The organism is Halomonas sp. DP5N14-9 (genome assembly GCF_019802175.1).
GTDB classification, from domain to species: domain Bacteria; phylum Pseudomonadota; class Gammaproteobacteria; order Pseudomonadales; family Halomonadaceae; genus Halomonas; species Halomonas litopenaei.
In genome coordinates this window covers 206,316-225,909 of record NZ_JAHVHR010000029.1, presented here as the reverse complement: position 1 = coordinate 225,909, position 19,594 = coordinate 206,316, and the positions used below count along the sequence as shown (strand labels likewise).

Annotated in this window: 22 protein-coding genes and 1 tRNA gene; 11 read left to right on the top strand and 12 right to left on the bottom strand. The window is 61.0% G+C overall.

Going from position 1 to position 19,594, the window contains the following annotated elements; all coding sequences use genetic code 11:
• The first annotated feature begins 1 nt into the window (after nucleotide 1).
• The 9 genes from KUW00_RS15945 to glp all read left to right on the top strand — a co-directional run bounded on the left by KUW00_RS15945 (nucleotide 2) and on the right by glp (nucleotide 9,494).
• Nucleotides 2-1,813, top strand: a complete 1,812-nt coding sequence (locus KUW00_RS15945) for a 4Fe-4S binding protein (protein ID WP_222569573.1) — start codon at nucleotides 2-4, stop codon at nucleotides 1,811-1,813.
• Nucleotides 1,810-2,469, top strand: a complete 660-nt coding sequence (locus KUW00_RS15940) for a molecular chaperone (RefSeq protein WP_222569572.1) — start codon at nucleotides 1,810-1,812, stop codon at nucleotides 2,467-2,469. Before KUW00_RS15945 ends, KUW00_RS15940 begins: the two co-directional genes overlap by 4 nt.
• Before the next feature lie 2 nt (nucleotides 2,470-2,471).
• Nucleotides 2,472-2,684 (top strand): twin-arginine translocation pathway signal, encoded by a 213-nt coding sequence (locus KUW00_RS15935; RefSeq protein WP_108449424.1) that lies wholly within the window; start codon nucleotides 2,472-2,474, stop codon nucleotides 2,682-2,684.
• Nucleotides 2,685-2,702: 18 nt separating this feature from the next.
• Nucleotides 2,703-5,558, top strand: coding sequence for a formate dehydrogenase subunit alpha (locus KUW00_RS15930; RefSeq protein ID WP_222569571.1), 2,856 nt, complete (start codon nucleotides 2,703-2,705; stop codon nucleotides 5,556-5,558).
• Nucleotides 5,559-5,592: 34 nt separating this feature from the next.
• A complete protein-coding gene (fdh3B, locus tag KUW00_RS15925; RefSeq protein ID WP_045992214.1) occupies nucleotides 5,593-6,216 on the top strand; it encodes a formate dehydrogenase FDH3 subunit beta in 624 nt (207 codons plus the stop codon).
• Between the two features lie 9 nt (nucleotides 6,217-6,225).
• A complete protein-coding gene (locus tag KUW00_RS15920; RefSeq protein WP_108133400.1) occupies nucleotides 6,226-7,269 on the top strand; it encodes a formate dehydrogenase subunit gamma in 1,044 nt (347 codons plus the stop codon).
• Nucleotides 7,270-7,418: 149 nt separating this feature from the next.
• Entirely contained in the window at nucleotides 7,419-7,748 is a 330-nt protein-coding gene (locus KUW00_RS15915; RefSeq protein WP_108133399.1) for a DUF1244 domain-containing protein, read from the top strand.
• A gap of 20 nt (nucleotides 7,749-7,768) precedes the next feature.
• Entirely contained in the window at nucleotides 7,769-8,281 is a 513-nt protein-coding gene (gene moaB, locus KUW00_RS15910) for a molybdenum cofactor biosynthesis protein B (protein WP_222569615.1), read from the top strand.
• Complete coding sequence (gene glp / locus KUW00_RS15905) at nucleotides 8,271-9,494, top strand: gephyrin-like molybdotransferase Glp (protein ID WP_045992217.1); 1,224 nt, start codon at nucleotides 8,271-8,273, stop codon at nucleotides 9,492-9,494. Before moaB ends, glp begins: the two co-directional genes overlap by 11 nt.
• 68 nt (nucleotides 9,495-9,562) lie before the next feature.
• Here glp and KUW00_RS15900 read toward each other — a convergent pair whose 3' ends face one another.
• The 6 genes from KUW00_RS15900 to KUW00_RS15875 form a co-directional block, all read right to left on the bottom strand.
• Nucleotides 9,563-10,138: an ACP phosphodiesterase gene (locus KUW00_RS15900; RefSeq protein WP_222569570.1), complete on the bottom strand. Its 576-nt coding sequence runs from the start codon at nucleotides 10,136-10,138 to the stop codon at nucleotides 9,563-9,565.
• Nucleotides 10,139-10,148: 10 nt separating this feature from the next.
• Entirely contained in the window at nucleotides 10,149-10,502 is a 354-nt protein-coding gene (locus tag KUW00_RS15895) for a TusE/DsrC/DsvC family sulfur relay protein (RefSeq protein WP_222569569.1), read from the bottom strand.
• Nucleotides 10,503-10,511: 9 nt separating this feature from the next.
• Nucleotides 10,512-10,802, bottom strand: coding sequence for a sulfurtransferase complex subunit TusB (gene tusB, locus KUW00_RS15890; RefSeq protein WP_052704269.1), 291 nt, complete (start codon nucleotides 10,800-10,802; stop codon nucleotides 10,512-10,514).
• A gap of 112 nt (nucleotides 10,803-10,914) precedes the next feature.
• A complete protein-coding gene (locus KUW00_RS15885) occupies nucleotides 10,915-11,295 on the bottom strand; it encodes a DsrE family protein (protein ID WP_222569568.1) in 381 nt (126 codons plus the stop codon).
• A gap of 81 nt (nucleotides 11,296-11,376) precedes the next feature.
• The gene (gene tusD / locus KUW00_RS15880) at nucleotides 11,377-11,769 is read right to left on the bottom strand and encodes a sulfurtransferase complex subunit TusD (protein WP_222569567.1); all 393 of its coding nucleotides are present in this window, start codon (nucleotides 11,767-11,769) and stop codon (nucleotides 11,377-11,379) included.
• Nucleotides 11,770-11,890: 121 nt separating this feature from the next.
• Nucleotides 11,891-12,562, bottom strand: coding sequence for a Bax inhibitor-1/YccA family protein (locus KUW00_RS15875; RefSeq protein WP_045991749.1), 672 nt, complete (start codon nucleotides 12,560-12,562; stop codon nucleotides 11,891-11,893).
• A 319-nt stretch (nucleotides 12,563-12,881) separates the two neighbouring features.
• Between KUW00_RS15875 and KUW00_RS15870 the strand changes: the two genes are divergently transcribed.
• A tRNA-Ser gene (locus KUW00_RS15870) sits at nucleotides 12,882-12,971 on the top strand.
• Between the two features lie 22 nt (nucleotides 12,972-12,993).
• Here the strand turns inward: KUW00_RS15870 and KUW00_RS15865 are convergent.
• From KUW00_RS15865 to KUW00_RS15845, 5 genes are all read right to left on the bottom strand, one after another.
• Nucleotides 12,994-13,980 carry a tyrosine-type recombinase/integrase gene (locus tag KUW00_RS15865; RefSeq protein WP_222569566.1) on the bottom strand — a complete coding sequence of 329 codons (987 nt, stop codon included), beginning with the start codon at nucleotides 13,978-13,980 and terminating at the stop codon, nucleotides 12,994-12,996.
• A gap of 38 nt (nucleotides 13,981-14,018) precedes the next feature.
• The gene (locus KUW00_RS22685) at nucleotides 14,019-14,336 is read right to left on the bottom strand and encodes a helix-turn-helix domain-containing protein (RefSeq protein WP_222569565.1); all 318 of its coding nucleotides are present in this window, start codon (nucleotides 14,334-14,336) and stop codon (nucleotides 14,019-14,021) included.
• A gap of 204 nt (nucleotides 14,337-14,540) precedes the next feature.
• Nucleotides 14,541-15,053, bottom strand: a complete 513-nt coding sequence (locus KUW00_RS15855) for a hypothetical protein (protein ID WP_222569564.1) — start codon at nucleotides 15,051-15,053, stop codon at nucleotides 14,541-14,543.
• Nucleotides 15,037-16,320: an AAA family ATPase gene (locus tag KUW00_RS15850; RefSeq protein WP_222569563.1), complete on the bottom strand. Its 1,284-nt coding sequence runs from the start codon at nucleotides 16,318-16,320 to the stop codon at nucleotides 15,037-15,039. The genes KUW00_RS15855 and KUW00_RS15850 overlap by 17 nt, the downstream gene beginning before the upstream one ends.
• Nucleotides 16,321-16,555: 235 nt before the next feature.
• Nucleotides 16,556-18,016, bottom strand: coding sequence for a DNA cytosine methyltransferase (locus KUW00_RS15845; protein WP_222569562.1), 1,461 nt, complete (start codon nucleotides 18,014-18,016; stop codon nucleotides 16,556-16,558).
• 126 nt (nucleotides 18,017-18,142) lie between these two features.
• Between KUW00_RS15845 and gvpU the strand changes: the two genes are divergently transcribed.
• Nucleotides 18,143-18,556, top strand: coding sequence for a gas vesicle accessory protein GvpU (gvpU, locus tag KUW00_RS15840; protein WP_222569561.1), 414 nt, complete (start codon nucleotides 18,143-18,145; stop codon nucleotides 18,554-18,556).
• Nucleotides 18,557-18,722: 166 nt separating this feature from the next.
• Here the strand turns inward: gvpU and KUW00_RS15835 are convergent, their stop codons facing one another.
• Complete coding sequence (locus KUW00_RS15835; protein WP_222569560.1) at nucleotides 18,723-19,553, bottom strand: TAXI family TRAP transporter solute-binding subunit; 831 nt, start codon at nucleotides 19,551-19,553, stop codon at nucleotides 18,723-18,725.
• Nucleotides 19,554-19,594: the final 41 nt, after the last annotated feature.

Genomic DNA, 19,594 nt, shown 5'->3' with positions numbered 1-19,594 from the left:
CATGAACCAGAAAATCGCAACCGTGCCGGTGGACACCGAGGTCAACCGGCAGGCCCGTGAGCGAGCCCTTGGCGCCGTCTCCTGGCCGCTCAATCTCGTCGCAGCAACGGTGGGTTACCAAAGCCATGGCCATCTACTGGCGATTGGCGACAGCGCGTCCCTGCTGGAAGTGCTGGAAGTGCTGGAGCGTGCACGAGGGCTTGAACAAGAGCTTGCCAGTATCACGCTGGTGGTGACCGATGTGCCGGATGATGCTCTGTTGCAGCGTGCCGAGGCTGCCGATGTGCAGCTCCAGCCGCTACTCGCCTCCCAACTCGGACGGCTGCACCTGGAAGGCTACCTTGGCCACTTCAGCGCCTGGCTCGACGGCCATGAGGGCCCCATCGAGCTTGCCCGGGCACTGCTGGGCCGAGAACACCATGACCTGGTGCTGGACCTGACACCGACACCGCGCCTGCCCCTGGAACTGCCACCTCCCGGCTATTTTCATGCCCCGGTCGCCGGTGAAGCGCGCACGACGCTGATCGACGGCCTCGGCGACTATATCGGTGAATTCGAAAAGCCCCGCTACTTCGAGGTCCACGCCGATCGCTGCGCCCACTCCACTCGTGGCTTCGGTGGCTGTACCCGCTGTCTGGAAGTATGTCCCGCCGACGCCATCAAGAGCGTCCCCGGACGCATCGATGCCCGCATCGAGATCGATCCCTACCTGTGTCAGGGGGTCGGTAGCTGTACCAGCGCCTGCCCCACCGGGGCCATCGAATTCCGCCAACCGCATAGCCTGCGCCAGCAGGACACCCTGCTCGCCTGGCTCGACCACTACCACGCCGCCGGCGGCCAGTCGGCGGTGCTGCGATTCGTTCAGGCCGATCAGGCCCTACACGTGCAACCCGATGCGGCCGGCCACGTCATCGATGTGGCGCTGGAAGATCTGGGTTCTGCCGGCGTCGACCATTGGCTGTCGGCCATTGCCGCCGGCGCCTGCGAAGTGCGCATCCAGGCCTACTCCGACATGCCGGACAGGCTGGTCGCTCACCTGGAGGATCAGCTGGCCCAGGGCAGAGCGATCCTCGAGGCGCTGGGGCAGGATCCCGGCCGACTGCAGTGGTTCAGCGACGAGGAGCAGGAAAGCTCGCTCGCCCTGCCTCGCCATGCGGGTCTGACGCCCCGGCTGCGCTCCCTGGAACAGGCTCAAGCGTTCGGGAGCGACAAGGACACCCCGTCGGCCACGGTACAAATGGCCGGCGGACGACCCGGCAATACAGGGGCAACAGATGGCGTAGAAGCGCCGGGCAAGCGCGAGCGTCTCACCCTGGTACTGGACCATCTGGCCACCACTGGCCATGTCGACGGCGAGCGGCACCCGATGCCTCCGGGCAGCCCATTCGGGGGCATCGAGGTCAATGCCGATGCCTGCACTCTGTGCATGGGCTGTGTTGCCAGCTGCCCGACCGGCGCGCTCGGCGCCGGAGGTGACACCCCGCGCCTCGACTTTCGCGAGGCAGACTGCGTCCAGTGCGGCCTGTGCAGCAAGAGCTGTCCAGAATCCGCCATCCGCCTGTCTCCCGGCTTCCTCGCCAGCGCGGAACGCAGCCAGTGGCGAGTGTGCCACGAAGACGCACCCTTTCACTGCATCGTCTGTGGCAGCGCCTTCGCCAACGCCCGCACCATCGCCGCCATCCAGCAGAAACTGGCCAACCATGCGTACTTCAGTGGTGACCAGGCACGTCGGCTGGAAATGTGTCAGGACTGCCGGGTCAAGGACGTATGGCACGAGATGGCGACCAATCCGGAGGCCCAGCTCAAGCTATGACCACGCACGACATTCCTGACTCCCGCACCGAAGAAGCCGATCTGAGGGCCGACATCTACGCCCTGCTGGCGGCACTGCTGCGCGAGCCCCCCAGCGAACCCCTTCGCCAGTGGCTTGCCGGCCTCGAGGGAGAGCCGGACGACATTCGTCTGAGCCAGGCCTGGAGCCGGCTGGCCGCCGCTGCTGCCGACAGCGACGTCGAACGCCTGGAGCGTGCCCACTTTCGTCATCTGATCGGGGTCATCCAGGGCGACGTGCTGCCCTACGCCTCCTACTACCGCGAAGGCGGCCTGATGGAAGCATCACTGGTCGCACTGCGACGGGATCTCAAGACGCTGGGCATCCAGCGCTCTGCCGACGTCTCGGAGCCGGAAGATCATCTGGCGGCAATGTGCGAGGTCATGGCGATGCTGATCGGCCAGAACGATCAGCGAGCCGGCAGCTTCTTCCATCGCCACCTGGCACCCTGGGCCAACCGCTGCATGCACGATCTTGCCCGGGTCGACACCCCCTTCTATGCGGCGCTGGGTGAACTGGCGACGCTGTTTTTCCAGCGCGAGAGCGCCATCCTGATCGACAACACTACCCTTGGAACCCCTGTGCCCGGCACCAGCGTCCACGAGGACCGAGGCCAGGCCCTTGGAGCAGGAGAATGAGCATGAGCACAACGCCCAACACTCAACGCCGTCGTCTTCTCAAGGCCCTGGGGGGCGGCACCGTGGCCGCCGGTGCCGCGGTGGTGGTCGGCCAGGCCTCGGTTGCTGTGGCGCGCGATGACAGCGCCACGACCGCCACCGAGAAACCCGATGACAGCGCCGGTTACCGCGAGACAGAACACGTACGTGCCTTCTACGCATCCCTGCGCGACTGACAACAAGGAGAGCCTGCCATGCGACTGACACGTACCTCCACCACACCCAAGGTCTCCGGTCTCGGCATTTCCCGGCGCCAGTTCCTCAAGCGCAGTGGCGCAGCGACCAGCGGTGTCGCCGGTCTTGGACTGTTCGGCTCAACGATGATGCAACGCGCCGAGGCGGTCGAGAAGACGCCCTACAGCGATGCTCCGGTGGAAACCCGCCGCACCATCTGCTCCCACTGTTCGGTGGGCTGTGGCGTCTACGCCGAGGTCCAGGAAGGGGTCTGGACCCACCAGGAACCGGCCTTCGATCACCCGATCAATCGCGGTGCCCACTGCGCCAAGGGCGCTTCACTACGCCAGCACGGTCACTCCACCCGCCGCCTCAAGTACCCGATGAAGCTGGTCGGGGGCGAGTGGCAACGTCTGTCCTGGGACCAGGCCATCGACGAAATCGGTGCCAAGGTGCTGGAACTGACCGAGCAGCATGGCCCGGACAGTGTCTACTGGCTCGGCTCGGCCAAGTTCAGCAACGAACAGGCCTACCTGATGCGCAAGTTCGCGGCGCTGGCCGGTACCAACAATACCGACCACCAGGCGCGCATCTGCCACTCCACCACCGTGGCGGGCGTCGCCAATACCTGGGGCTACGGAGCGATGACCAACTCGCTCAACGACCTCCAGAACAGCCGCTCGATCATGTTCATCGGCTCCAACCCCAGCGAAGCGCACCCGGTGGCCATGCAGCACATCCTGCTGGCCAAGGAGCGCAGCCAGGCCGAAATCATCGTCGTCGATCCGCGCTTCACCCGCACGGCGGCCAAGGCAGACCACTACGTGCGGATCCGGCCGGGTTCCGACGTGGCCTTCATCTGGGGCCTGCTCTGGCACATCTTCGAGAACGGCTGGGAAGACCAGCAGTACATCGACCAGCGCGTCTACGCCATGGACGAGGTCCGCAACGAGGTCGCCAACTTCCCGCCGAGTGAAGTGGAGCGCATCACCGGGGTGCCGGAAGCCGCCATGTACGATACCGCCAGGCGGCTGGCGGAAAACCGTCCCGGCTGCATCGTCTGGTGCATGGGCGGCACCCAGCACACCACCGGCAACAACAACACCCGGGCCTACTGCATCCTCGAACTGGCGCTGGGCAATATCGGCAAGTCAGGCGGCGGCGCCAACATCTTCCGGGGGCACGACAATGTCCAGGGGGCGACCGATCTCGGCCTGATGTCGCATTCGCTACCCGGCTATTACGGTCTGTCGGAAGCCGCCTGGAAGCACTGGGCGCAGATCTGGGACCTCGATTACGAATGGCTCAAGAGCCGCTTCGATCAGACCGAGTACGCCGACGGCTACCCCATGCACTCCAGCGGCATCACGGTATCGCGCTGGATCGATGGCGTCCTCGAGGAAGACCAGGACATCTCCCAGCGCACCAGCCTGAAGGCGATGTTCTACTGGGGCCATGCGGTCAACTCCCAGACCCGCGGCACCGAAATGCAGAAAGCGATGCAGAAGCTCGAGATGATGGTCATCGTCGACCCCTATCCCACCGTCGCCGGGGTCATGCACGATCGCAGCGATGGCGTCTATCTTCTGCCGGCGGCCACCCAGTTCGAGACCTACGGCAGCGTCACCGCCACCAATCGCTCTCTGCAGTGGCGTGACCGGGTGGTGGAGCCGGCCTTCGAGGCCAAGCCCGACCACAGCATCATGTACCTGCTGAGCCAGCGCCTCGGATTTGCCGACGAGCTGTTCAAGAACATTCAGATCAACGGCGAGGAGCCACTGATCGAGGACATCACCCGGGAGTTCAACCGCGGCATGTGGACCGTGGGTTACACCGGGCAGAGCCCCGAGCGGCTCAAGACCCACCAGCAGAACTGGCATACCTTCAGCTTCCGCGATCTGCGTGCCGAAGGCGGCCCGGCCGACGGCGATTACTACGGCCTGCCATGGCCCTGCTGGGGTACCGCGGAGCTCAATCACCCCGGCACCCCCATTCTGTACGACACCAGCAAACCGGTATCCCAGGGCGGCCTGACCTTCCGTGCCCGTTTTGGCATCGAGCACGAAGGCACCCCGATTCTCGCCGACAACTCGTTCAGCGCCGGTTCCGATCTCGAGGACGGCTACCCCGAGTTCAGCGCCCAGATGCTCAAGGACCTGGGCTGGTGGGATGAACTGACCGACGAAGAAAAGGCCGCGGCGGAAGGCAAGAACTGGAAGACCGACCTGTCCGGCGGCATCCAGCGCGTTGCCATCGCCCATGAGTGCTCACCTTTCGGCAACGCCAAGGCGCGCTGCAACGTCTGGACCTTCCCCGACCCGATTCCCAAGCACCGCGAGCCGCTCTATACCTCACGCCGGGATCTGGTCGAGGACTACCCCACCTGGGATGACGTCGCCTCGCACTACCGCCTGCCGACGCTGTACCAGAGCATTCAGCAGAATGATGCCAGCAAGAAGTACCCGATCATCATGACTTCTGGCCGCCTGGTCGAGTACGAAGGCGGCGGCGAGGAAACGCGCTCCATGTCATGGCTGGCCGAGCTGCAGCAGGAGATGTTCGTCGAGATCAACCCTGCCCTGGCCAACGACCTGGGGGTCAAGGACGGCAACATGGTGTGGGTGGAAGGCGCCGAAGGCGGCCGTATCAAGGTCAAGGCCATGGTGACGCCTCGGGTAGCGCGGGAAGTGGTGTTCATGCCCTTCCACTTCGGCGGCATGTTCCAGGGCGAAAGCCTGGCCGATCGCTATCCGGATGGCACCACGCCTTACGTGATCGGTGAGGCGGTCAACACCGCCACCACCTACGGCTACGACTCGGTGACCCAGATGCAGGAAACCAAGTGCACCCTGTGTCGCATCGAACTCGCCAGCTAGACACCGACGTCACCGAACCAACAGGAGTTTCGACATGGCCCAGATGAAATTCATGTGTGACGCCGAGCGCTGCATCGAGTGCAATGGTTGCGTCACCGCCTGCAAGAACGCCAACGAGGTCGAGTGGGGCATCCAGCGCCGCCGGGTGGTCACCCTGAATGATGGCGAGCCGTCCGAGGTGTCCATCTCGGTGGCCTGCATGCACTGCGATGACGCACCCTGCATGGCGGTCTGCCCCACCGACTGCTTCTACAAGACCGACGACGGCATCGTGCTGCACGACAAGGATCTGTGCATCGGCTGCGGTTACTGCCTGTACGCCTGCCCCTTCGGCGCGCCGCAGTTTCCCCAGCAGGACGCCTTCGGCGAGCGCGGCAAGATGGACAAGTGCACCTTCTGCGCCGGCGGCCCCGCCGACAGCCCCGAAGAAGAGTACGAGAAATACGGCGCCAACCGCATCGCCGAGGGCAAGCTGCCGCTGTGCGCCGAAATGTGCTCGACCAAGGCGCTGCTGGCAGGCGATGCCCAGACCGTTGCCGACATCTTCCGCGAGCGGGTGGTGCGCCGTGGTCACAAGGATGGCGCCTGGTCGGATATCGGCAATGGCTCGCCCTCGGCGATCGACGCCATGGCCTACGACGCCACACGCAACCAGTGAGGAGGCCCCATGAACCTTCGTGATGCCTTGCCTCGACCGGGTGGAGCCCTGGGGCTGGTGCTGCCGGCACTGCTGCTGTTGTTGCTGGCCTGCGCCGCTCCCGCCATGGGTGCCGACCCCAATGCCGAGATCGCCACCGCCGTACCCAGCGCCGACGCCGACACCTGGCGCCAGGTGAAGGATGGCGAGTCCTTTATCGATACTCGCCATGATTCGACCTACAGCCTGATCAACCAGAGCGGCGAGAGCTGGCGCCAATGGCGCAACAAGTGGGTCTCGCCCTTCGGGCTGATCGCCGTGGGCGGCATGCTGGCGATGATCACCATCTTCTATCTGATCGTCGGCCGCAGCCGCCTCGATGAGCCACGCACCGGGCGTAAGCTGTTGCGCTGGTCGGTACTCAGCCGGGCGCTGCACTGGACCCTGGCGACGCTGTTCATCATCCTGGCGCTGACGGGCCTCAACATTCTCTACGGCAAGTTCGTGTTCAAGCCAGTGTTTGGCGACGCCTTCTGGGCTGCGATGATCAGCGGCACAAAGTTCCTGCACAACTACATCGGTCCGTTCTTCGGTCTGCTGCTGATCTTCGTGCTGTTGCGCTTTCTCAAGCACAACTGGATCAAGGCCCACGATATCGAGTGGTTCAAGCAAGGCGGCGGCATGGTCGGCGACAAGCATCCAGACGCCGGCTTTGCCAACGGTGGCGAGAAGGCCTGGTTCTGGCTGTTGGCCACGGCCGGCATGGTTGTCTTCGTCAGTGGCCTGGTACTGGATTTCCCGAACTTCGACCAGAGCCGGGACACCATGCAGTGGGCCAACATCATCCATGCGGTGGGTGCCCTCGCGCTTACCGCCGTCTCCTTCGGTCACATCTATATCGGCACCCTAGGGACCGAGGGTGCGCTCGAGGGCATGACCACCGGCTACGTCGACGAAAGCTGGGCCAAGCAGCACCACAACCTGTGGTACGAAGAGGTCAAGGATCAGGCCGAGGCCCCGGCTGACGTCGAGGCAACGGACGATACCAAACCGGAATCTCCCAGCCCCTCCTGAGCGCAGCCCCACCCACGGTGACCGCTATCCCTCTCGCCGCCCCGGGCTCACTCGGGGCGGCATTCTTTTGCCGCTGTTCTTGTGACGGTCTTGCGTTACCATCGTGGGACAGTCGCCCGACTGATCGTTTTCTGTTACTGGAGTCCCCCATGCAGCACCTCGATGAGGCCACTCGCACCGAACTCGAGGCGGCCGCCTTCCGCCGCCTGCTTCGCCACCTTGACGACAACAAGGATGTGCAGAACATCGATTTGATGATTCTGGCGGACTTCTGCCGCAACTGCCTGTCCAAGTGGCTGGTCGCCGCCGCCGAAGAGCGCGGTGAGACGCTCGACTACGAAAGCGCCCGTGAACACGTCTACGGCATGCCCTACAGCGAATGGAAGGACATGTATCAGGCCAAGGCCACCCCCGAACAGATGGCGGCCTTCGAGGCTCGCCAGCAGGCCAAGCAGCAGCGTACCGGTGACAAGGAGTGACGCCAGTGAGTCAGGACACCATGATCGGGTTGAAGGTGGCGGTGCTGACCGTTTCCGACACCCGCACCGAAGACACCGATCGCAGCGGTCAGGCGCTGGTGCAGCGGCTCGAGGCCGCCGGCCACCAGCTCGCCGACAAGCAGATCGTGATCGACGACATCTATCGTATCCGCGCGGTGGTGTCAGGCTGGATCGCCGACCCCGAAGTGCAGGTGATCCTGACCACCGGTGGTACCGGTTTCACCGGACGGGATTCCACCCCGGAGGCGGTATCGGCCCTGCTCGACAAGCGCATCGAGGGCTTCGGCGAGCTGTTCCGCCAGCTGTCCTATCAGGAAATCGGCAGCTCCACCGTGCAAAGCCGCTGCCTGGGAGGCATGGCCAATAACACCGTGGTGTTCTGCCTGCCGGGTTCCACCGGCGCTTGCCGCACCGCCTGGGACGGCATCCTTGCCGAGCAGCTCGACAACCGTCACCGGCCCTGCAACTTCGCCAATCTGGTGATACCGGAGCGGGGGCAGCATGACGTCTAGCCACGCAGCGTCACTGGCGCCCATGGAGGACGCCCTGGCCACCCTGCTCGATGGCGTCGCGCCGCTGCCGGTGGAGCGCCAGCCCTGCGAACAGGCCGAAGGCCGTGTGCTGGCAGCCCCGGTCGTGGCGGCCCTGGATGTACCGCCGTTCGACAATAGCGCCATGGACGGTTACGCCCTGCACCATGAAGACGCCGGACAACGCCTGCCGGTGGCCCTGCGAGTGGCCGCCGGGGCCCCGGGCGAGCGACTGGAACGCGGCCGCTGTGCCCGCATCTTTACCGGTGGCCAGCTGCCCGAAGGCGCCGACTGTGTGGTGATGCAGGAGAAGGTCCAGCGCGAGGGTGATGAGGCCGTCATTCCCGCCGACATCCCGGCGGGCGACAACGTGCGCCGGCGCGGCCGCGACGTACGCGCAGGCGCCCCGCTGCTGGACGCCGGCACTCGGCTGGACGCCGCCGCACTTGGCCACCTGGCAGGCCAGGGTATCGTTGAAGTGGACGTCCACCGCCGACCCAGGGTGGCCTTGCTGTCCACCGGCGACGAGATCATCGATCCGGGCAAGCCTCTGGCAGCTGGCCAGATCTACAACTCCAACCGCCCCATGCTCAAGAGCCTGCTGGAGCGCTTCGGCGCCGAAATAGTGCTCACGCGCAGCGTACCGGATAGCCCGGAGGGTACCCGCGCCTGTCTGAAGGAGGCCGCCGAGGTAGCGGACCTGGTGGTCTCCACCGGCGGCGTCAGCGTCGGTGAGGAAGATCACGTCAAGGCGGCGCTGGAGTCACTGGGCACGCTGAACCTGTGGCGCCTGGCCATTCGTCCCGGCAAGCCGCTGGCCCTGGGCCAGATGGAAGGACCTGACGGCACGCCGGTGCGGTTTGTCGGCTTGCCCGGCAATCCCGTGTCCAGCTATGTCGGTGCCTGGCTATTCTTGCGCCCGCTGCTGGGTGCCCTGCAGGGCTGTGAGTCCATGGCGGAGCTACCGCGGCTATGGGCCCGCAGCGACTTTGCCACCTCCACCGGTCCGCGCCAGCACTACATGCGGGTGCGCCTCGCCTTCGGCCCACAGGGCGTCAGCGCCCTGGCGTTTTCCGACCAGAACTCCGGGGTACTGTCATCCTGCATTGATGCCGATGCCCTGGCGGTGATCCCGCCCCATTGCGAGATAGCGCCGGGCGACAAGGTGGAATGCCTGTGGCTGCGGACCTGGTAGCGGTCCGCTGAAGCAGCGCGGTAGTCGCTAGGCGCGGTCCGAAAAGTCGACGAGCGAAGGTGAGAGCCCTAGGAACCCGAGGTCTCGAGTTCCGCGCGGGTATCGCGCCACAGGGTCGCAAAGTCGTCGTCCAGTTGACGATAGTCATCGCGCAGATGCGGCACCAGTTCGGCCAGTCGGTTGGGCCCGGACAGGCGTGAGCCAATGCCGGCGATGGCACGGCAGGTGAAGGCGAGGCTGGCGTAGCGACGCAGCCAGTCCTCACGTACCAGTACCGGCACCATGGTGGCCAGCCGCTGCGGTGCGCCGTGGTACTCGAACAGTCGATAGCATCGCTCGATCACGACCTCGCGCTCGTGTGGGTCGCTGGTAGCCAGATCCCGAGCGAGAAAGTGGTCCCACATCAGATCCAGGGCAATACCGGCCACACGACGACTCGCCGCAGGTGCCCGACGTCGAGCGGCAAGTACCGAGGGATGACGATCGACGAAGGCGTCCACCCGCCGGTGATGATGTATGCCTGCTGCGACGCCTTCGGGCCACTGGCCGAGATCGCGCCCCTTGACGCCGTCGGCGATCAGGTTGCCGAGCAGAAAGTCATCGTTACCGGCACGGGCGAGCCAGGCGTGGGCGAGAAAGTTCAACGCCGCACGTCTACAGGCAGTTGGTTGGTTTGGGCAGGCCCGCCAAGCGGGCGCCCAGCTTGGGGGGACTGCCGGGGAACAGCTTCATCAGGTACAGCGAGCTCCCCTTGTCCTTGCCCAGCGCCTGGCCCACCGCCTTGACCAGCGGGCGCATGGCCGGTGCCTGCTCGAAGCGCGCATAGAAGTCTCGCAGGACGTCGATCACCTGCCAGTGTTCGTCGCCGAGGGTGATACCCTCTTCCGCCGCCAGCGCCTCGGCGACGGCGGGACTCCAGTCATCGAGATTGACCAGATAGCCTTCCGGGTCCAGGGGGACGGAGGCCTGGCCGAGTTCCAGGGTTCGTGCAGTTTCAGTGCTTGCCATCGTCTTACCTCAGTACCAGCTGACCACTTTATCGGCCTCTTCGGTGAGCCTGACAAAACCGTCCACGTCGACGACTTCGATGCCGGTGGCACAGTGTTCGCTCAAGCCACGCGCCTCGAGATCTTCGGCCAGCGCCAGTAGACGACCGGGCAGAGACGACCACAGCGCCTGCTGGGCCGGCAGAGCGCCAAGCACGCCGTCTTCGATCAATAACAGCTTGTCGTCTTCTGCCAACGCCCGTAGCGCCTGCCGATAGACCGTCGACTCCAGCGGTGAACGATTGAGGGTGTGCAGTATCATCCCGATTCCTGGTAGTGGTCGTGGGTGAGTCCAGTGGCTGACGTCGATGGGTAAAACCTGGCGGGAGCGAGCCCCGACAGAGACGCGGTCTCGAGTCGTCTGTGACGCCGATTCAGAAGGTCAGCACCAATGCGTGCTCCGCCATCAGGGCGGCAATGGCGTCACCCTCGATGACAATGGCATCCGGCGTCAGCGTCTCAGGCGCCACGCCCAACTCGGCAAGTCCTGCCCCATCCACGAACAGCCGGTCGATGTCGTACATCTCGAGCATGGCCAGCGTCGGCTGGGTGCCCTTCTGCCCCAGCGGACCGGCGCCCTGCCCCGGCACCAGTGCCGCCACGCCACTGGCCATAAACAACAGTGATACCCGGCGTCCGAAGGCGGCGGCCACCAGCGCCGTGTCGAGACCTTCTTTCAGGTAGCTGGTGCCATGGGGGCCATGACGAAGAATCACCAGCAGATCCCCCGAATCGTCGTTGGGTTCCTCAATCATCGACCTTCCACTCTTCTCGGTTCAGCGTTGCCCTGCTCGGGACCCATTGCCTGGCGGCAGTCGGCAGCAGCTCGGTGTCGTTCAGGCACCAAAGGTTACCAGCCTGTCACACTCGAGGCCCAGGTCCACCAGCTGGCCGAGGCCGGTCAGCTCGAACGGCGCCTGGACACTGTGGCCTTGCTTGCCGTGCCTGGCCGCCTCGTCGGCGTCGACGATGCCTCGGCGCAGTGCGGCGGCGATGCACACCTCGAGACGCACGCCATGCTCCTGATTCAGCGTGGTCCAGCCGTCGACCAGATGAGGCTCGTCCTGGGGCGGCGATGCCAGGCGCGCGGCGTTGTGAACGCCATCGCGATAGAAGAAGACGGCCTCCAGGTGGTGACCGCGGACGATCACCGCACGAGCGAAGCGCAGCGCGCTGTGTGCGGCCTGATGGCTGTAGGGGGCACCCAGCAGCAGGATGGCATAACGCATGGTATTCCCTTGGCTCCCGCCAACGTCGGGAGTTGAAGAAAGCGGGTCATCAAAAACACGTCGGCCCCGCCAAGGCGGGGCCGACAGTGTACGACAGTTGTGCCAGAACGTCTTGCGACGATCAGTCCTGGCTTACCACGCCCAGCAGCGACAGCAGGCTGATGAACAGGTTGTAGATCGACACATAGAGAGTGATGGTGGCGAGGATGTAGTTGGTCTCGCCGGCACGGTGCACGATCTCGCTGGTCTGGTACAGGATCGCCGCGGAGGAGAACAGCACGAAGCCAGCCGATACCATCAGCGACAGCGACGGAATGTTGAAGATCAACGCCGCCACCATGGCCAGGATCAGCACGATGGCGCCAGCCATCATGAAGTTCGCCAGGAAGCTGAAGTCCTTGCGAGTGATCAACGCCACCGCCGACAGACCAAAGAAGGTCAGGCCGGTCATGCCCAGTGCGGTCATGATCAGCTCGGGACCGTTGGACAGCGTCAGATAGGCGCTCAGGATCGGGCCGAGGGTGAAGCCCATGAAGCCAGTGAAGGCAAAGGTCGCCAGCAGGCCGAGGGCCGAGTTGGCGGTCTTGTGGACCAGGAACATCAGGCCGTAGGCGCCGATGAAGAACACCAGAATGTTCATCTGCTGTACACCGAGGGCCACGGCGGCCCCTGCGGTGATGGCAGAGAACAGTAGTGTCATCGCCAGCAAGCCGTAGGTGTTGCGCAGAACCTTGTTCGTCGCAGCGACCTGCGTCTGGGTCTGACGATTCACCTGTGACTCTTGATAAGCCATGTATCCAGAGCTCCCTGTTGGTTGACATGCATTCGACACAGCATGCCCCCAGCAAGTTCCCGACGCAAGCCGCCTGGCGACGGGGTTTCAACGCCATTCAAGCGATCAGACAGGCCCATGGGCCCGCCATGGGCGGCGCGAACACTGTTTCCTATCGGCGACAAAAAATTGCTTAGCTGCACAATTTTTGCGCAGTCCCCCTATTGCAACAGCTCCCTTGAAGGCATCAGGGAGGGGTGTCGCTCTCTCGCGTAAGACATTGATCGCACAGAAGTGTTGACGTGGGGAGAAAAGCTGGTAAAGTACACCGCCGTGAGCCGGAGGGATGGCAGAGCGGTTGAATGCACCGGTCTTGAAAACCGGCAAGGGTTAACGCCCTTCCAGGGTTCGAATCCCTGTCCCTCCGCCACTTTACCTTTCTATTCAAGAGCTTACGCTCTTCTTCTTCTCCCGATCATCGACTCGATATTATTCATCGGCCTGTCGTTGTGACCAGATTGTGACCAGCCTTCACCCGACAGGGTGGTGACCGCGCTCCTCGCCCGATGCGGAGCCAGGTGGGCGTACTTCTCCGTCATTACGACGGTGGAATGCCCAAGCACCTCCTTTACATCCGCCAGCGGCACCCCTTCGGATACCATCCAGCTCGCGCAAGTGTGGCGCATGTCGTGGATCCTGAAATTCTCGATGCCAGCCTTGTTGCAGGCCGATCGGAATCCACCCCACGGCGCAGTCCAGCGTTCTCCGTTGCGCTTCGCGAATACCCAGGGGCTGTCGGGACAGTAGGTCGCCACCGACTCGGCCCGGCGCCGGAGCGCCTGGATCGCGACATCGTTCAAGGGAACAGTCCGCCTCGCGGCAGTCTTGTTGTCTTCCGGCTCCAGGCGAATCATCCGCCCCTGCCAGTCGACGCGGCGCCAGGTCAGCTTGAGCAATTCATTCATCCGGCACCCGGTGTGCAGCGCCAGGGTGATGAAGCTGGCCACCCGCTCGCCATCCTTCAGGGTTTCGGCGCACTCGATCAGCCTGGCCGCCTCGGCCTTTGTGATCCAGCGCACCACGCCCTTCGGCTCTTTCAGGGATCGACCCTTCACAGGGTTGGGTAGTTGCCACTCGAGCTGGACGACAGCGTGGTTGATCATCGCGCTCAGAACATCGAGCTCTCGATTGATCGTTGCCGGTGCCACCGTCTTCCCTGTTTTGGCATCCGGCTGCCGCCGCCAGCTGATGAAGTCTCGAACATCCTGCCCCGACAGGTTGTCCATCGACCTCTCGGCACCGAAGAAGTCGTAGAGCTTGGCGACACGCCGCTGCATGTCGCCGAAGCTTCTGGCATCCTGGTTGGCCGTCAGATACTCGACGGCCACCTGGGCGAAGGTTCGCTCCGGGGCCTCGCCCCAGGCGTCCTGGCGAAACATCTCCGCCTTCCACTTCCCCTCGAGTGCCTTGGCTTCCTTCAGGTCCGCCGTGCCAGTAGACCTTCTAACTGGCTGGCCGCCTCCCGGCGGTCTGAGATGGACCCACCAGTACGGTGACCCCTTCCTTTTGTGAGGCATGAGTTCCTCCTGCTGGAGCTCACGCCGAGCGCCTCTTGATCATCGGCAGGCTCGGCCTCTACGTCAAATTTCTCCCGGATCTCGCGCATCCGAACCATCTTCCGTCCCCGGACGGGGACCGGGGTCAGTTCGTGGTCGTCGAGCATCCGGTACACAGTTCGAAGACTCACGCCAAGCAGCTGTGCTGCCTGCTTGGCACTAATGAGTATTTTTTCCATTACCTTTCCAGCTTGTAGGTTAATGCTTTTAAGACGTCAGATTTTTACCATCTTTGCAATTTATTCACCTTGGGATTAATTAATATTAACCTAGAACTATATGGCCCTGAATACGAAAAAAAGCTGCCTTTTGGCAGCTTTATAGACGGTCACTTTTGATACAGGGAGGGTGATAAAGCTCCAGCTACGTAAATCTCGACGCAGCTATGGCGAATTACCTATAATAACTTGCACCATTGCTCTTAATTCTTCGACATCATCAATCGATCTATCAAGAAGCGCTTTTGGGAAAATCATCTTTTGCGATGCTTTGTGAGTAGTTTTTCCGTGACCAACGCACTCCGCAAATTCTCTTTTACACACATCTGTATTGTCACTATGGGCAATGCCAAGTATTTTTAGCAATGTACCTTCAATTGCAGGAGTGCTGATTATCACATGAACCCCGCATTTCTGAGCTAATCTAAGCACAGAATCACTGAGAGGCATATCGGCATCAATAACTGCGGCTACACTGTAGTGGTCTGCAGCTTCGTTGCAGGCATACCGAACAGTTTGATCGGAGCTTCCCCCTCGCCTGTTTTTAACAGAAACCTTGTATTCCTTAAGAGAGTAGTACTCCCTCAATATTTCAAGAAATGCAGTTTCAACGTAGCCTTCAGCCGCGATAAATACTGATTTTCTTGCAACGACTGAGCGCTTAGCTTTGCGAGGCATTCTGAATGCCTCCTTTTTCCATCAAACAAGCAAGCGAGATGTTAGAAGCATCTAGTCGCGGGACACCTCCCAAGGCTCCCTGTATGTACTTTTTGTAAATGCTGTCGTCCGTTCGAAGACCTGTTATTTCATCGCACCTAAAAAGTTCGCTTCTCAAGTCATTTTTTTCAACAAAAAATATTTGAGATTTCTGCAGTTCTTTTATTGCTTCGAGAGTATGTCCACTAAATATAAGCTGACCACCAACAAGGTTTATCTCAGGGTTTATAAAAATATCTATGATAAATGGCATCATATACGGATGAAGGTCGCTATCCAGTTCATCGTATAGCACTACGCCGCCATTCCACATTACAGGCAACAGTCTCCAGAGCGCGCACAGTATTTTTTGGGTGCCTGTCGATTCATTAAAAACGGGTATCGAATATTGACCACCATCGCTGTCTTCATGAACAGCAAAAATAAGATCTTTTTCGTTGACTTTATTTCCTTCATATACCTGGACTTTCCTTAGCTCCAGTCGTTCTATCCCAAGGTCAATATTTTTAACAACGCTTTCTATAAATTTTAGGATTGTATGCTCAAAACCCACTAAGCTTTCGGACAAACTGAAAAGCGCCCCATGGAGGTCATCATTCTTTCCGACTGCAATTACGTTTGTTTTAATCTTGTCAAAGGCACTTATGGCCTTGTGAAAAAGCGGATGATTTTCTTTCAATGCTTCTTCATTGCCCAGCTGGTAAACGAAAGATGCTAACGAGCAGTTATCTCGATCAAAGTTATCTGAAAGTTTAGGCATCCCCCCTTTTTGGGGAAAACTTGTTTTGTATCCGGAATCTTGCTTTGTCCTGCTGTATAAAACCTTATACTTCCCAGTATCTGCATTAAGAAATTTTAACTTTTCACTATCGAGCTTGCCGTGTAGTAGCACGAATTCATAACTAAACAGCTGATTTTCGTTACTATATTCTATTCGAAAAGAAGAAGGCTCATTCTCATGGAGAGCGTGTGATTGCGTTGCCAATTCCTCGTCTTTTTCGACACCTAGGAAAGAATAATGTATAAAATAATCTATGAAAGCTATCGCTTTCAGTGAATTGGTCTTTCCAGACCCATTAGCGCCGAAGAAACCACTTATTTTGTTAATATATCTTTCAGCATCAAATTGGGTAGATAGACCAGCCTTACTTTTCGAGGTCGTGAAATCTAGATGCACAGCGTCAGAAAAGGAAAAGAAATTTGAGAATTCGACTTTATGTATAAACATTTACTCACCCCTTGCTCATTGCCCTAAAGTCGAGCAATTTAAAAGACTTATCGGCAAATTTTGACGAAAAATCGTCAAATTCTCAACCTAGAAGGCATTCTGAGGTGTCACCTTACCCCGATCTAGCCAGCAATGCTAGCTTGCTCAAGGATGTCAACCCGAGACAGCTGCCTTGCACTGGTTGGCGCTAGACCTCGGCCTGCTAGCTCGAGGTCATCTCCGCTCGAGGTTGGTGTTAGGCGGCCTCCCCTTCCTCAGTTGCCGGCATGAACCGACGCTCGTGTGTGAAGTTCGCCTCAACGATGGCCTTGGCCAGAGGCGGGCACACGCTGTTGCCGATCAGCCGCACCTGCTGATACTTCGGCACCGGCTTGCCGTTGACCTGGGCGAACTCGTAGTGATCTGGAAAGCCCTGCGCTGCAGCCAGCTCATGGGGCTGCAGCATCCTCATACCGATGTCGACGATGGCGTACTGTTCTCCGGCGATGGTCACGGTGACCAGCCCGAAACGATCCTTCGTCGGCATGGTGTGCATCGGATCACTCATGACCTGGCCAACGCCCTGCCCGTAATATTTCACTAGGAAGGCAGCTACGGCCGCCGCGTGGGTGCCACCGGCACAGATGGCGGGCATCGGCTGCCCCGGATCCCGACCGCCTCGCTCACTGCCTTTGAGGTTCACCAAACTGACGGCCACCGGCGCGTTGTGATCAGTGGCAGTGATTGTCGGCAGCGGCTTGCGCAGGTCGTCGCCGACAACGCCGGTGTAGTGTTTACAAAGAAATGCGGAGACCAGCGCGAAGCTGCCGCCCTTGGGCCAGGCCGTGACGGTGCGTAGAGGTTCTCTTATGGCGTTGACCAACTCCGAGCCATTGCCGTAGTTGGCGATTGGCACGATGAAGGGGTCGCCACTCTCAACCACGTACCGCATCACGCCCTTGGCAATGCGGCGCAGAGTGGCGTCGGCCAGGGGCCGCTGCCGCTCAAAGATGCTGGGACACGGAATCGACCAATCGATGCACTCCGCGGCGGTACGCCAGGGCTGCAGCTTCCCCCTCCGAACGGCAGGCGAGCCCGGGTCGCCATGAGTTGGCTTCGGCCACGTGATGGGCAGCCCATCACGGCGGGCAACCAGGAACAGCCGACGGCGAATGGTTGGGGCTCCGAAGTCGCAGGCTTTCAGGATCCGCCAATCCACCTGGTACCCATGCCGGCGCAAGGCACGCACAAAGCCATTGAAGATCTGCCCCTTTCGAGCTGGATCCGGCACCAATTGGCCCTTGGCGTTCTTGATCAGCGGGCCCCAGTCCAGAAATTCTTCGACGTTCTCCAGCGCGATGACCCGAGGCTTCACCTTGGCTGCCCAGCGCGCGGCAACCCATGCCAGGCCGCGCACGCTCTTGCTGACCGGTCGCCCCCCTTTTGCCTTGCTGTGATGGCGGCAGTCGGGCGAGAACCAGGCGAGCCCCACCGGACGACCAGCGGCGGCCGTCTCGGGATCGATGTCCCATACGTCAGCAACACTGTGCTCAGAGCCTGGGTGATTCGCGGTATGCACGGCGATGGCCGTGGCGTCGTGATTGATGGCGAGGTCTACTGGCCGGCCCAGGGCCTGCTCGATCCCCTCACTGGCTCCGCCGCCGCCGGCGAAGTTGTCGACCACCAGCTCGTGGCCGAACAGGTTCAGACTGGTCATGCATTTCTCCTGGGTATAAAAAAGGCCACCCTTTGGGTGGCCGACGGTTGAGTTGCCATATCGCTTCCGCATATGTCTAATAAAGGCGGTAGATCAAGATCACGATTTTTACTTCAGAGAAGACCCATGTCTAAAAAAATGGAAAGTAACGATTTTCTTTTGAGCATGCTAGTGGGAATGGCCGAGTCCGGCGCTTCAGTTGGCATCACCATTAGCGTCAATGGAACCCTAGTCACCGGCAACCTAATCTCCCAAAAAAAGTATGTAGATGAATTAGTTAGTAATCTTCGAGCTCCGTTAGAAAGTGTGTTCCCAGAGCATTCAAACAGTATGTTGGAGTCGTTCAGCAGGATTGGAAATATGTCAAACGGCTCTTCCGGCACTGAAGGCGAGTCAGGGGAGTATGAGTACATCCATTTGGGTGAAGCTCAGCACTTCGTCGGGAATAGCGCGATCCCTTCAGACGGAGTCCTTTGGCGCGGCAAGCTTACAGCGATTGACGGCTTTATTCTCGGACGTATTTCATTTGAGCGGGATTAAGCATTTTGCAAGGCCCGACCTGCCGCACGCAGCATATTGCAGATGCTTATTCACACAGTCTTAGAAGGGTCTAGCATGATTGCTGTTGGCGGGGTATAGAACAGCCGCCCTATAAGGGCGGCTGTGGTCGAGAGCATTCTCGAGATGGCTAGCAGCATCCGCACCGCTACTTCCCCTGAATGCGGTTGCTGTTCATCATCACTGCGGTGGCCACGTCCTCCAGCACAGTGCCGCTGGCGGTCTCGCTGGCGATCACCAGGACCGACGTGCAGGGAACCTCGACCTCGGTGTCGCTGAAGGTGCCCTCTTTGACCACCACGTCGCGGAACTCGTAGACCTGCTCACCGTTCGGCAGCTCCTCGTTGAGCGAGTAGTCATCGACATCGATCAGCTTCATGCCTGAGCCATCGGCCAGTGCCGCGCGCAGGTACTTGTGATCGAGGTTCTCCGGGCTGGTCACCCAGAGGAACGCGTCCAGCTGCCCGCCTTTGACCTGGGACATTGCCAGGACGCCGCCCCGGAAATAGGTCGAGGTCTCCTGGTAGTCGTCTTCCAGCTGCTGCAGGTACTGCCAGGACACCGCTGATCCACTTCCCTGGTCGCCCACGGCGATCTTCACGCCTTCCTCTAGATCATCCTCATCGTCTATGCCCGAGTGTTCGCCGGCGGCGATATAGACGCATTCGCTCCCAAGGCTGCCGATGATCTGCACGTTGCTGCCGGCGTTGCGATCAGACCAGAAGGCCACCGCGTCGGCCTGGGCGAAACCGAGCTGGGCATCGCCTGAGGCAACGCGCTCGATGTTCTCGATACTGCCGGCCGACTCCTGCAGGGTGACGTCGTGGCCGCGCTCGCCCAGGATCTGCCCCAGGTTGTTGCCCAGCACGTTGTAGTAGCTGCCGCCGGCATAGCCGGTGGTGATGGTGATGTCGTCGGCCAGCGCCGGCACAGAGGACAGGGCGGCAGAGATGGCGATGATCATGTGGTGCTTCGTCATGGTTATGCGTTCCTTTTTCGCTTGCGGAGGATGTGCCCGGC

Coding starts and splice junctions, on each gene's coding strand:
- tusD (WP_222569567.1), bottom strand. CDS start 11,769: ATGCGTTATGCCATCCTGCTGCTGGGTGCCCCCTACAGCCATCAGGCC.
- KUW00_RS15885 (WP_222569568.1), bottom strand. CDS start 11,295: ATGATTGAGGAACCCAACGACGATTCGGGGGATCTGCTGGTGATTCTT.
- KUW00_RS15865 (WP_222569566.1), bottom strand. CDS start 13,980: ATGTTTCGCCAGGACGCCTGGGGCGAGGCCCCGGAGCGAACCTTCGCC.
- glp (WP_045992217.1), top strand. CDS start 8,271: ATGACGTCTAGCCACGCAGCGTCACTGGCGCCCATGGAGGACGCCCTG.
- tusB (WP_052704269.1), bottom strand. CDS start 10,802: ATGATACTGCACACCCTCAATCGTTCACCGCTGGAGTCGACGGTCTAT.
- KUW00_RS15915 (WP_108133399.1), top strand. CDS start 7,419: ATGCAGCACCTCGATGAGGCCACTCGCACCGAACTCGAGGCGGCCGCC.
- KUW00_RS22685 (WP_222569565.1), bottom strand. CDS start 14,336: ATGGAAAAAATACTCATTAGTGCCAAGCAGGCAGCACAGCTGCTTGGC.
- KUW00_RS15845 (WP_222569562.1), bottom strand. CDS start 18,016: ATGACCAGTCTGAACCTGTTCGGCCACGAGCTGGTGGTCGACAACTTC.
- moaB (WP_222569615.1), top strand. CDS start 7,769: ATGATCGGGTTGAAGGTGGCGGTGCTGACCGTTTCCGACACCCGCACC.
- KUW00_RS15875 (WP_045991749.1), bottom strand. CDS start 12,562: ATGGCTTATCAAGAGTCACAGGTGAATCGTCAGACCCAGACGCAGGTC.
- KUW00_RS15920 (WP_108133400.1), top strand. CDS start 6,226: ATGAACCTTCGTGATGCCTTGCCTCGACCGGGTGGAGCCCTGGGGCTG.
- KUW00_RS15935 (WP_108449424.1), top strand. CDS start 2,472: ATGAGCACAACGCCCAACACTCAACGCCGTCGTCTTCTCAAGGCCCTG.
- fdh3B (WP_045992214.1), top strand. CDS start 5,593: ATGGCCCAGATGAAATTCATGTGTGACGCCGAGCGCTGCATCGAGTGC.
- KUW00_RS15855 (WP_222569564.1), bottom strand. CDS start 15,053: ATGCCTCGCAAAGCTAAGCGCTCAGTCGTTGCAAGAAAATCAGTATTT.
- gvpU (WP_222569561.1), top strand. CDS start 18,143: ATGTCTAAAAAAATGGAAAGTAACGATTTTCTTTTGAGCATGCTAGTG.
- KUW00_RS15940 (WP_222569572.1), top strand. CDS start 1,810: ATGACCACGCACGACATTCCTGACTCCCGCACCGAAGAAGCCGATCTG.
- KUW00_RS15930 (WP_222569571.1), top strand. CDS start 2,703: ATGCGACTGACACGTACCTCCACCACACCCAAGGTCTCCGGTCTCGGC.
- KUW00_RS15895 (WP_222569569.1), bottom strand. CDS start 10,502: ATGGCAAGCACTGAAACTGCACGAACCCTGGAACTCGGCCAGGCCTCC.
- KUW00_RS15850 (WP_222569563.1), bottom strand. CDS start 16,320: ATGTTTATACATAAAGTCGAATTCTCAAATTTCTTTTCCTTTTCTGAC.
- KUW00_RS15835 (WP_222569560.1), bottom strand. CDS start 19,553: ATGACGAAGCACCACATGATCATCGCCATCTCTGCCGCCCTGTCCTCT.
- KUW00_RS15945 (WP_222569573.1), top strand. CDS start 2: ATGAACCAGAAAATCGCAACCGTGCCGGTGGACACCGAGGTCAACCGG.